Here is a 12,299-nt window from a genome sequence, read left to right as displayed (position 1 = left end):
ACTTCCTAGTCAATAATTTTTCTGCCTAAAACATAAGCTTCTGCATATTTTTTCCCCACGGAGCTGCCTCGATATTTAGCCAAATATTCTACTGCTTCATATGATCTTGTGTGTGGCCAAAGTCGCATTTCTGCAGAATAAAATTCTAGAGCTTTCAGCTTTTTATTTAAGATAATTTCTTCAAACTCAACATACCAATTAGGCATAAAATAATTATTGTGATTGGCTATCTGATAATCTGTACTAGATAAAGTTTCAAAAAATAATATTTCTTTAACACTAGTATCAGGTAATGGCCTACAAGCTGTAATAACTGCTCTATTAGTTATTACATGATCAATATTTACATCGCCTGCGTGATGCGTATATACAATGCTAGGTTTAACGGCTTCTACAATTTCTTCAATTGGTTTTATAATATCTAACAAAGCTACACTATCCATTCTATTGTCTGGAAAGTTCAGCATTTTTAAACTTTTCGCACCTAAAAATTTACAAACTTTCTCAGACACATTATGCAATTCTTCTAGTTCAAGTTTTCTTAGCCCTTCATTTCGAGATTCATCTCTACTAGTAATCCCCTCTGCCATAATTAAAATATGAACTTCATCTCCAGCTATGATATGCTTAATTATTGTTCCCCCACAACCTAGTAGCTCATCATCTGGATGTGCTGCTACAACTAAAACTTTATTCATGCTCTTCAGCTCCTCTAAGGCGTATTGTTACATCTGCTTTTATGTACCCATCTTTAAGTGCAGCACGTTCAAATTCCAAGTTTATTTTGCCTATATTTAAAAAAGCTCTCGGATACCCTTCGGCATCTAGCATTCTAATAAAGTCATAAATTTCTTGCAAATTATCCTTACCTACTATATTTCCTTCTTCTGGTTTCCTTCTCTTGAAGATAGTAGGTTCACCCTTTTGTTCTTCAGGTATAATTTCTTTACTTAAAATCTCAAGCATCATCTCAGCACTTAACCTAGTTGCTCTTAAGTATATCTCTTCCGCATTACCGTGCAAAGACAAGGATTTTTTTAAATATACTGGGCCTGCATCTAGATCTTTAACGCACTTTAGTGCAGTTAGTTTTGTTTCATATATACCTCTTGCAATTAGGTTTTGTAATGGACTACCACCTCTACCAAAGGGCACATCTGTCATATGAAAAATAACACACTCAAAGTTTTCATATATTTCTGCTGGAATTAAATTTGACCAGTGGAAAAAAAATATGTATCGCAAGTCTAACTTAACTAAGTTTTCATAGTTAAGTTCTTCAGCTTTAGTAATCATTATTATATTTTGCCCTGTTGCGCTTAACAATTCTTCTAAAAAACTTTTATTCCAAGACTTATTGCCTGCAATTACTATATTTTTATTCAATCAATATTCATCTCCATATTGAAAATATCTACACTTCGCTCTTTTACATTTATACTGGTTTCATTAATTAAACTAAATCCTATTTTTCTATGAAAAGCTACACTGATAAGATTTTCTTTTAATACCTGAACATATATTTTTTTTAATTTTAGTATATTCTTTATATAATCAATAACAGCAAATCCCATAGCTGTACCTAAGCCTTTACCTTGTTCTTCAGCTAAGTAAATACTCCATGAACAACTTTTCGACTCAATATCATTTGCCATTATATTTACAACACCTATTGTCTTTTTATCTTTATCTACAATAAGATTTGTGATTCTATCATCATTTTGACACTTTTCAAACCACTTTAAATGCTCCTCCCATTTTATTATTTCCTTGTTAAGCATTGATTGTCTTACTATATTTGAGTTTCTCCACTTCAAAACATTTTTCAAGTCATCTTTATGCATCTTTCTTATCTCAATCATATAACAATCTCCATGCTTATAAAAAATTTTTTATGGGAATCTTCTTGTTATTTAATGTCTTAGGTTTCTCAAGAAGCTTGTTTTGTAATTTGGCCAACTCATTTGCTATTATTTTAGCTGTAACACATTCCTTAACCCCTAAAAATGTTATTACTCCTGCTTTTGCGGCTTCTTCGCATAATCTAACTTGGTTTTTAGCTATGGCTACAACAATACTTGGTAATTCTAAAAAACATCTTTCCCACGTAGTCGTGCCGCCAGCACCTATTGCTAAATCCGCTTCCGCCATCAGTTGCGCCATATTACTTACTTGACATAGATAATTGAAATTATTTATGTCGCAAATTAACTTTAAACTATCTTTATGAGGGTTACTCGCACCAACTACTACATTTATAGCAATGTCAGTTGTTTTTAGCTGAATCAAAGCTTCCAATGTTTTACCAGTTTCATTACTCGGATCACTGCCGCCAAAAAAAACTAAAATATTTTTAATTATTCCACTTCTTTTCCTTAACGTTTTTTTGGCAATATAAAATTCTTCTCGCAAGAGTGCATACTCTGGACCTAGTAATTGGTTACAATATTTAGGCACTAAACTTTGATATCTTAACTTCATATCAGCATAGTAGTTTTGATCCAATAAAACATCACAATCATGTTTGCGATTTGCCAAATCATCAATTACCATAATTTTTTTCACAAGTGGTCTAACTATATTTTCCCACTTATAATCGATAGCATAACTATCGATTATAAGTAGATCTACTTGTTGCTTTTGCAAAAAATCTTTTACCTCTTTCGCATCCTCTTGTTGCTTTACCGTAAGCCATTGTTCATAACCAGTTAATTGTTTATGACTTGTTTTTTTTGGTAAAACATATAGCGTAAAACCTTGCTTTTCTACCAGATAATTAAGATTTTTTTCTAAATCACGTGAAATGAATACTATATGCGCCTGTATTTGAGATTTTATTTGTTTTGCTAAAGTCAAACAGCGCATTAAATGGCCTGTTCCCATTAGCAATGATGAATCTACCCGAATCGCAACTTTCATAACTATTTTTCCATTAAAAACCATGTTAAATCATCACCTGGAAAAACATTGTCTCTATGATAAATAAAACCATAATCAATTAATTTTAAATCAGAAAAACGATTCATTATCTCTCCTGCAAAATCTCGTTTAAAAAGTTTCTGGCTATTCCCTCGGTACTCCACTTCTACTGGCGAAGGATTATAGTATTCTGAAACTAAAATATATCTATTGCTATTATTATATAAAATATCATAGACTTTATTTAACTCATCTGGATTTAAATGTATCAGCACACCTGCAGTAAATGTCATATCCCATTTTTCGCTAGATGAAAAATCTAATATTGACTGCTCATATACTGTTACCTGAGGGTTTTTCCTACATTCCTCTGCTGCATTTTTATTTATCTCAACTGCAGTCATTTTTATTTTTGGCAACAGTAAACCTATCGCTCTCAAATTTAAACCTATATTGGCTCCTAGTTCTAAACAAGAATCGATTTTTTCCGTTGATTGCAAAATCTTGCTAAATAAAGCCAGTTTAGTACTTAGCAATTCCTGGCTTTTATTTCTCTCTACATAATCATTCCCAAATTCGCCTGCCCAAAATTCTTCCTGCTCTGTTTTATATGTACTCACTATATATTCTCCTTGCTTTTTAAGATTTGATATTTTATTTCTGCTAATTTCCAATCTTCGATATTATCAATATCTTGTACTTCTAATTCGCTTACTTCATGATGAATGGTGTTTTCCATTATCAAACTCTTTGTTTCTAAAAACCTAGACACGCAAAACATATAAAATTGTCCACTATCATGAAAAAACGGTTCTAAATCTTGCGACCTTGTATTTCGATTTTCTGGCCATTTATAACACAATTTCCTGTTTTCAATAACAAAAGCGCGTTGTGGTGGGAAAGAAAAACGTACAACTGGCAATATACTATCGGCTTGTTTTTCCAACAATTTTTTATAACTTATTTTTAATTTTTCCGCTGTTATAAATGGGGCTGTAGGATAAATGCAGCATGCAATATCAAACTCTCGTCCTCGCATTTTATACTCTGCCAAAACTTCTATCAAAACTTCAGCCGTTGTTGCATAATCATTAGCCGTAACGGCACTGCGCATAAAAGGCACTTTCGCGCCACATTGCAATGCATAATCAGCAATTTCTTGATCATCAGTTGACACCATTACTTCTGAAAATATACCACTTTCTACTGCCGCTTTTATGGAATAATAAATTATTGGCTTGCCACAAAAGTCTTTAATATTTTTGCGTGGAATTCTTTTGCTACCACCACGAGCGGTAATAATAGCTAAATTACTCATAATAATCGCCTACCTTAATATTTCCTTCAAACAAGCAACTACCTCATTTTGTTGCTCATAGCTCAAATCATAATATAGCGGCAATGTTATTGCGGCTTGATAGTAACTTTCACTTTTGGGAAAATCCCCCCACTTAAAACCTAGTGCTTGATAATATGGTTGAGTATGTACGGGAATATAATGTAAATTTACATTTATACCTGCTGCGCGCAGTTCTTCAAATATTTGTCTTTTAGTTTTGCTAAGTTTCTCGAGCTGTAAGCAAATTACATATAAATGCCAAGCCGAATTCGCCTCTGGTGCTTGATATGGCCTAATTAGTGGTAGTTCTTGTAGTAGCTCATTGTAACGAGCCACCAACTCCCGTCTTTTAGCTACAAAAATATCCACCCTTTGTAATTGACTAAAACCTAATGCTGCTTGCATATCCGTCATTCGATAGTTAAACCCTAATAATTGTTGTTCATAATACCATGGGCCAACTTCTTTATCTAGCAATAGTTCCGCATCTCTAGTTATCCCATGTGAGCGATATAACTTTAACTTTTCATACAGCTCTTTACTATTAGTAGTAACCATCCCACCTTCGGCTGTTGTAATAATTTTAACTGGATGAAAACTAAATACTGTCATCTCTGAAAATTTACAATTACCAATTTTACCACTCAAATATTCCCCACCAATTGCATGTGAGGCATCTTCAATAACCTTAAAGTTATATTGCTTAGCAAGTTCTGCTAGCTCTTGCATCGCGCAGGCTTGTCCAGCAAAATGCACAGGAATAACTACTTTAGGTAGTACTTCTGCACTTTCTAATTTCTTTTGTAGTTCACTTACACTCAGGTTATAAGTCTTAGGACAAATATCTACAAAATCTACTTGTGCGCCTACATAACGAGCACAGTTCGCTGATGCCACAAAGGTGTTTGGGGTAGTCCACAATACATCTGCGTCCGTCAAACCTGCGGCTAAACAGGCAATATGTAGAGCTTGCGTGGCATTACCCACTGCCACAGCATACTTTGCGCCCACGTAGCTAGCTACCGCCTGCTCAAACTGTTCTACTGCTGGTCCTTGAGTTAAAAAATCTGATTGCAATACTGCGAGTACCGCTTCGATATCTTTGTTATTAATACTTTGTCTGCCATAAGGTATCACTATTCTAACCCCCTTAGCTCCTCTACTGTGAGAAAATGCTCATTAGTCCCCGAGTTATACTCAAAATTCTCTGGCACTAACTTTCCTTGTTCGCCTAATTTGTTGATTTCATAATTAATTTCTCGGCCAAAATTAATTGTCGGTTTGATAACATAATGATCATGAAACTCTAAGGTTAAATAATAAGCATCTAACGGACACATAATTTCATGTAACTTTTCCCCAGGTCGAATACCGATAATTGTCTGGGGGATGCCTGGAGCAATTGCTTCTGCCAAATCCGTTACCCGCATCGAAGGAATTTTCGGTACAAAAATCTCACCGCCTTGCATTCTTTCAAAGCTTTTAAACACAAAATCGACCCCTTGCTGTAGCGGCAACCAAAAGCGGGTCATTGCTGGGTGAGTAATCGGAATTTCCTTAGCACCTGCGGCTATTAATTTTTTGAAAAATGGTACTACCGAACCTCTAGAACCAACCACATTGCCATATCTAACCACAGCAAAACGAGTCGGCCGATCGCCTACAATATTATTAGCCGCCACAAATAATTTATCAGACGCTAGTTTCGTGGCACCGTACAAATTTATCGGATTGGCAGCTTTATCGGTTGATAAGGCAATAACTTGCTTTACCTTACAGACAATTGCAGCGTTAATTACATTTTGAGCCCCGTTAATATTGGTTTTGATACACTCCATCGGATTGTACTCTGCGGCTGGAACTTGCTTTAAAGCTGCGGCATGCACTACATAATCTATACCGTACATTGCTTGTTTCAGCCGTGCTTCATCGCGCACATCACCGATAAAATAGCGCATACAGTCTTGATTATAGGTTTGGCTCATTTCAAATTGTTTTAACTCATCCCGCGAAAAAACTATAACTTTTCTGGGACTATATTTTTTCAATAGCGTTCTGATAAACTCTTTACCAAAGGATCCTGTACCACCTGTAATTAAAATATTTTTATTATTAAACAATACCCAACACCCCTATTTTTTATTTTACAACTGTTGCATAACCATCTTTAAATTCCACTTTAAAATCACATTTTTCTAACGTACTTAAGCGATGCGCAATTGCGATAATCGTCAACTGGCCTTTAAGTTTCAAAATTGTCTCGGTAATATTTTGCTCAGTTTGACTATCTAAAGCGCTAGTAGCCTCATCTAAAATCAACACCTGTGGCTTACTATACAAGGCTCTGGCAATCCCAATTCTTTGTCGTTGTCCCCCTGATAGCTTTACACCCCGTTCACCAACTTTTGTTGCTAGCCCCTCTGGTAACTTTTGCACAAATTCATCCAGTTCTGCCATTTTTAGTGCCTGCCAAACCATTGCCTCATCTATATGTTCTGTTTCTTCGCCTAGAGCAATATTTTCTCTAATTGTTCCATCCACTAAATAAATGCTCTGCGGTACATAGGCCAAGATTTTCTGCCAGCTTCTTATGTCTTGGAAAACATCTACGCCATCTACAGTTATTTTCCCACTTGCTGGTTCTAAAAGGCCTAACAAAATATCTACAAAAGTGGTTTTCCCAGCCCCACTTTCACCAATTATGCCTACAAAGTTCCCCTTGTTTATTTCAAAAGATACTTCTTTCAATACCTTTTCTTTGTTTTGCGGATAAATAAATTCCAATTTTTCTATTTTTAAGTTTTCGAAAAAATATTCTTTTAGTACTTTATCACTAAAAATAATTTTTTCAGATTTTATTTGCATAAAATCTTTATACACTGTGTCTAGCGACGGCATATAAAAACGTACCGTATTATATTGAGCCACTATTCTATTTGCTGATGGCATTAACCTGAATGCTGCTAGAGCTAACAAACTTAATATTGGTACTATTTGTGAAGAATTTTGTCCATTTGATATCTTATAAAAAATAAGTATTAGAATCCCTAGTATAATTATTGTTTCTATGCAAAATCTTGGCAATTGATTTATTAAATTATAATTATTATTTGCTTTATTAAAGGCAGTAAAAGCCAGTGAAAATTGATTAGCAAAATATTCTTCTTTTCCTAAAACTTTAGTCTCTTTAACTGCACCCAATGCTTGATTTAAGTTTTTATAAGCTTCAAGAGAGTATTTTTGCTGTATTTCTCCTTGTTCGGTTAATCGTTTCTTTATACTTTTAACCAAAGAATATATGACTATTAGTAAGAAAAAAACAACTATAATTGCTAAAAATGCATCTACATAAACTAACATTACCCAAATTGAAACTATTATAAATATTTCTGTTATTAACGAAAAAGCATTTACTACCATTACAGAAAAAATGTTTTGCACGTTTCCTACAACATTCCTAATTAATTCTGCACTGTTTTTCTCTACATGATACAGATAAGGTTTCGACAAATATAGGCGCATCAAGGCACTAGCATAATAGTTTTGTTTTGCATAAGTAAAGCGCATTTGCAAATAGGCGATGCCAAACATATAGATATTTTTAAAAAGAAAGAAACCCATCAAACCAAAAGTGCAAGCCAGTAATATTTCCCTAGGTTCTGTTAAACCGACTTGAGCAAATAAATTCTGTGCCTGAGGATATTTACTAATAAAATTCTCATCCGCTAACATTGATACCAATGGCAAAATCCCACTAATACCTACAGCTTCAAATACCGCCCCAATTAAGGTCAAAACTATAATACCAAAACACTGCCACTGTTCACGTCGATTAAAAATGCTGAGAATTTTCCCAATCAAACTCATAACTTATCTCCCCATACTACCAGCATCTCATTTGCTTGCCAGTTTTTAATCTCACTGCGTGGCAAAATTTGCACACTAATGTTTTTCCCTAATAATTCCTGTGCTTTTTCTTGGAATCGCGCTAATAATTCTGTATCTAGGCTTTCGCCAAAAATCATTACTTGAATTAGCCCACTATCTATTCCTTGGGCATAGTCACCAATAATCGCCACTAGCTGTACCTGACCAAGAGCTATGACCTTACTTTCAATAAGCTCCGCCAATATATCAATCCCCAAAAATTTATGCACCATTGAGCTAATTTCCGGAAATAAAGTATGCCGTTCATTAGCCGAATACACTTTGGTTCGCCCTTCATCCTCGCATTTCAGCAAATCTGCTTGGGCTAGGCGATTAAGTTCCACCCGTACCGCGTTAGTCGATTCGGCAAACTCTTTGGCTAATTCGCGCAGATAACCTTTATTGCCAGGATTAGCAAAGAATTTCAATAATAATTTAATCCTAGTTTTCGAAGTAATTAAATGTTCTAACAAAATTTTACCCTCATTTTAATTTCTTTTACATGAGTAAGTTTTTTACTCTTGCCAATATTTTAACTCAATTCATCTTGTTTGACAAGTTCCCAAAAACTTTTCAGTTTAACGTTCCCGCAAAGCTTCACTTTTATATTTTTGTATGGGTTCTAAAAAGAAATCAATCACTCGTTTCTGTCTCGTTTTAATTTCAGCAGTAACATTCATACCCGGTCCTATTTTAAGTTCTTGCTCTGCGCGAGATAGTTTATTATCTTCTAAACTAACAATTATTTTGTATAATCTTCCTTTATTTGGGTCTTCAATGGAATCTGCACCAATTTCCTTTACTAATCCCTTTAAAACCCCAAATTTTTGAAAACTATAAGATTCGACTTTTATTTCCACTTCTTGACCCATCTTCACAAAGCCGATATCTTTGTTTTCTAACCATGCTTCTACCTCAAATTCAGTTTCTTCCGGAACAATCATCAAGATAGCCTGGGCTTCTGTCACAACTGCGCCGATTGTATGAATATTGAGACTGTGCACAATACCAGCAACTGGCGAAATTATTTGTATTAATCGATTTTTTTGAGCAGCTTTTCGCTCCGTCTCTTCTAAGCGCATTAACTCTTTCCGATACAGTGCCAATTGCTCTTGTAATTCTCTAGTATGCTCTGCTAGATAGCTCTGTCTACTAACTTTTGTTGCCAAAATTGCCGCTGTTGCCTTTTCGTAATTTGCATTTGCCGCACGCATATTTTGTTCTATTTCTACCCGACTAGAACGATAACCCAAAACGGTAAAATAGGCCACCGCATCTTGTTGATGTAGTTTTTCCACCATTTGCTCTCGTTCTTGGGCAATTTTTAACAATTCAATGTTTTTTTGCAGATCTGCCGCTATGACCTGTGCCTCATTGCTACTTTGTCGTATTTGCGCATCTAAAAGTTCTAGACGTGAATTTTTCTCTGCTTGTCTACTCTGATACAAACTTAGTTGTGCTGACAAATCTTTAGCATCAAAACCTTTTTTATCTGTAATATTAAATGGTTTACTAGTTAACTCTGCATTTATTCTTTCGATATTTAAGCGGTAATAGGCAATTTCTTTCCGCACACTATTTAAATCTGTTTCCGTAACCGTTGGGTCCAGTTCTAAGAGAATTTCCCCACTTTTTACTTTTTGCCCGTTTTTAACATTAATATTCTTTACAATACCTTTATCTTCAGCTTGAATAACCTTTGTATAACCTTTAGGAATTATTTTACCTTGAGCCACTGCAACTTCGTCAATATTTCCCAAAAAAGCCCAAGCTAAAGCAACTATTAGCAACAATAAAACAAACCATATCAACAAGCGTCCCATTGGTGAAGGTGGTTTTTCCAAAACTTCTATCGCTACTGGCAAAAACTCTTTGTCATCAGTTTCTAAACTTTGTATAAATTTTTCAAATTTCTTCCACATCATTTGCACCCCCTTCTTGTTGTTGGTACATCTGATGATATATGCCCCTTAAATTTAGTAGTTCTTGATGCTTTCCTTGTTCACAAACTTCGCCCTTATCCATCACAAAAATAAAATCGCAATTTTTCACATTAACCAAGCGATGCGTAATTATCAGCAAAGTATGCCCTTGACGTAATTTTTCAATCTGCTTCATAACTTCTCTTTCTGACAAAGCATCTAAGGCACTAGTGGCTTCGTCAAAAATCAATATTTTCGGATTACCCATTAAAGCTCTACTAATAGCTATTTTTTGTCGTTGCCCCCCAGAGAGGGAATCACCTCGTTCACAAATTACTGTTTCATAACCTTGGGGCATTTGTATAATGAAATCATGTGCCCCTGATAATTTAGCAACCTGTATAATTTCCTCCATACTGGCATATGGTTTGCTTACTGCAATATTTTCAGCAATCGTACCCTGAAACAAAAGATTATCTTGTAGTACAGTACCGATTTTTTTACGATATTCGCTAGGGCTATAGTTATTTATATCTACTCCCTCAACTAAAACTCGTCCATTATCTGGCTCGTATAACCTTTGAATTATTTTAACCAAAGTGCTTTTCCCTGAACCAGACGGCCCTACAATGCCAACCATCGTACCAGCAGAAATTTTTAAATTTATATCTTGCAAAACAGCTAAGCCATCGAATTGATATTTAAAAGAAATTTTTTCTAAACAAATTTCACCTGCACTAATTTCTACTTGCTCGCCGCTACTTTGTTTTTCTATGGGCGTATTCATGATATCGCCAATTCTTTCTATCGAAACTCGTGTTTGTTGAAATTGTTGCCAAACTCCCACCAAACGTAAAATTGGTCCATTAACCTGACCTGCTAACATTTGAAATGCCACCAACTGTCCTACTGATAGTTCGTTACTTATAACTAGATGTGCTCCTACCCACAATATTAGTAGCACTGAGATTTGTTGAAAAAAACCACCTATATTGTTAGCTATGTTGGCCACATTGTACACGTTAAATGATTTTTTCACATAGCTTCCCAGCAGATTTTCCCATTTATTCATAAACTGTTGTTCCAATGCCAGCGTCTTTACTGTAGTCATCCCAGTTATTGACTCTACTAAAAATGATTGATTTAGAGCTCCAGCAGCAAATTTCTCATCTAATTTTTGTCGATAAATTGGGGTAATTATCATATTTAACATAATCATAAATGGAATAAGCGCCAAAGCTACAGCACTAAGTTTTAAACTATACCAACACATCGCAATTATAAAAATAATGCCAAAAATCGTATCAATAATCAAAATCAACGAAGAGCCTGAGACAAACTGACGAATGTTTTCTAGTTCCTTGACTCTGGCTACTGTTTCTCCCACTCGCCGATTTTCAAAATACCGCAAGGGCAAGGATACTATATGTTTATATAAACGCGCCCCCAAAATCACATCAACTTTATTTGTTAAAGTTGTGAAAATATGAGTTCGTAAAAAACCTAAAATCATTTGAAATACGGCTATTATTGCCAAACCCATCGCCAAAACATTCAAGGTCGAAAACCCTTTGTGTACCAAAACTTTATCAATGATTACTTGTGTAAATAGCGGGCTCACCAATGCAAAAATTTGAATAAAACACGAAGCCATTAACACTTCACGAAAATATTTGCGAAACTGCCAGAAAACTGGCAAAAACCAAGTTAAACCAAATTTGTGTTTTAGGTTATCTAACTTTAACTGTGTTTTTATTAAAAATACTACCCCATCCCATTTTTCTCGAAACTCTTCTTCTCCCATGGTTTCCGGTTGTGCTGTTTTAGCATTATAAAAGACTACCTTCTTAGCCTCTGTCCTTACTACAACACCAATTTCACCACTTGTGTTTTTTACGATAAAAGGTTTAGGGATATCATCTATCTCTTTTGTTGTGCTGTATTCTTTCCATTTTGCCCGAAAACCAGCATTTTTTAATGCACGCAACAATTCCATTGACCAATCTGCCGTGTTGCTTAAAGACAACTCTTGCTGGATTTTGCCAATATCTAAAGGTATACGCATGAATTTAGTAGCAATAAGAACAGCTCTCAAAAATAAGAGCTGCTCTTGGCTGGTTTCTAGACTCAAGATTTTATCTTTCGACCACATTATTTGGTTAAAAGCCACCTTTCGTCTTTATATTTTGTAA

Annotated in this window: 12 protein-coding genes; all 12 read right to left on the bottom strand. The window is 35.0% G+C overall.

Features of this window, described 5'->3' with window-relative positions:
- Positions 1 to 5: 5 nt before the first annotated feature.
- Positions 6 to 698: a PIG-L deacetylase family protein gene (locus SUCMO_RS0101970; protein ID WP_019878746.1), complete on the bottom strand. Its 693-nt coding sequence runs from the start codon at positions 696 to 698 to the stop codon at positions 6 to 8.
- The gene (locus SUCMO_RS0101965) at positions 691 to 1,386 is read right to left on the bottom strand and encodes a formyl transferase (RefSeq protein WP_019878745.1); all 696 of its coding nucleotides are present in this window, start codon (positions 1,384 to 1,386) and stop codon (positions 691 to 693) included. Before SUCMO_RS0101965 ends, SUCMO_RS0101970 begins: the two co-directional genes overlap by 8 nt.
- Positions 1,383 to 1,862, bottom strand: coding sequence for a UDP-4-amino-4,6-dideoxy-N-acetyl-beta-L-altrosamine N-acetyltransferase (pseH, locus tag SUCMO_RS0101960; RefSeq protein WP_019878744.1), 480 nt, complete (start codon positions 1,860 to 1,862; stop codon positions 1,383 to 1,385). Before pseH ends, SUCMO_RS0101965 begins: the two co-directional genes overlap by 4 nt.
- 16 nt (positions 1,863 to 1,878) lie before the next feature.
- Positions 1,879 to 2,919 (bottom strand): UDP-2,4-diacetamido-2,4,6-trideoxy-beta-L-altropyranose hydrolase, encoded by a 1,041-nt coding sequence (gene pseG, locus SUCMO_RS0101955; protein WP_028953832.1) that lies wholly within the window; start codon positions 2,917 to 2,919, stop codon positions 1,879 to 1,881.
- A gap of 2 nt (positions 2,920 to 2,921) precedes the next feature.
- Positions 2,922 to 3,539 carry a pseudaminic acid biosynthesis-associated methylase gene (locus SUCMO_RS0101950; RefSeq protein WP_019878742.1) on the bottom strand — a complete coding sequence of 206 codons (618 nt, stop codon included), beginning with the start codon at positions 3,537 to 3,539 and terminating at the stop codon, positions 2,922 to 2,924.
- Entirely contained in the window at positions 3,539 to 4,237 is a 699-nt protein-coding gene (pseF, locus tag SUCMO_RS0101945) for a pseudaminic acid cytidylyltransferase (protein ID WP_019878741.1), read from the bottom strand. The genes SUCMO_RS0101950 and pseF overlap by 1 nt, the downstream gene beginning before the upstream one ends.
- A gap of 9 nt (positions 4,238 to 4,246) precedes the next feature.
- Complete coding sequence (gene pseC, locus SUCMO_RS0101940; RefSeq protein WP_019878740.1) at positions 4,247 to 5,395, bottom strand: UDP-4-amino-4,6-dideoxy-N-acetyl-beta-L-altrosamine transaminase; 1,149 nt, start codon at positions 5,393 to 5,395, stop codon at positions 4,247 to 4,249.
- Entirely contained in the window at positions 5,395 to 6,378 is a 984-nt protein-coding gene (gene pseB / locus SUCMO_RS0101935) for a UDP-N-acetylglucosamine 4,6-dehydratase (inverting) (protein WP_019878738.1), read from the bottom strand. The genes pseC and pseB overlap by 1 nt, the downstream gene beginning before the upstream one ends.
- Before the next feature lie 19 nt (positions 6,379 to 6,397).
- A complete protein-coding gene (locus SUCMO_RS0101930; protein ID WP_019878736.1) occupies positions 6,398 to 8,125 on the bottom strand; it encodes an ABC transporter ATP-binding protein in 1,728 nt (575 codons plus the stop codon).
- A complete protein-coding gene (locus SUCMO_RS0101925) occupies positions 8,122 to 8,658 on the bottom strand; it encodes a winged helix-turn-helix domain-containing protein (protein ID WP_019878735.1) in 537 nt (178 codons plus the stop codon). Before SUCMO_RS0101925 ends, SUCMO_RS0101930 begins: the two co-directional genes overlap by 4 nt.
- Positions 8,659 to 8,763: 105 nt before the next feature.
- Positions 8,764 to 10,110, bottom strand: a complete 1,347-nt coding sequence (locus SUCMO_RS0101920) for an HlyD family type I secretion periplasmic adaptor subunit (RefSeq protein WP_083938652.1) — start codon at positions 10,108 to 10,110, stop codon at positions 8,764 to 8,766.
- Positions 10,091 to 12,259 (bottom strand): peptidase domain-containing ABC transporter, encoded by a 2,169-nt coding sequence (locus tag SUCMO_RS10165; protein WP_019878733.1) that lies wholly within the window; start codon positions 12,257 to 12,259, stop codon positions 10,091 to 10,093. Before SUCMO_RS10165 ends, SUCMO_RS0101920 begins: the two co-directional genes overlap by 20 nt.
- Positions 12,260 to 12,299 lie beyond the last annotated feature (40 nt).

This window comes from Succinispira mobilis DSM 6222 (assembly GCF_000384135.1).
GTDB classification, from domain to species: Bacteria; Bacillota; Negativicutes; order Acidaminococcales; family Succinispiraceae; genus Succinispira; species Succinispira mobilis.
This window is presented reverse-complemented; position numbering and strand designations above follow the sequence as displayed.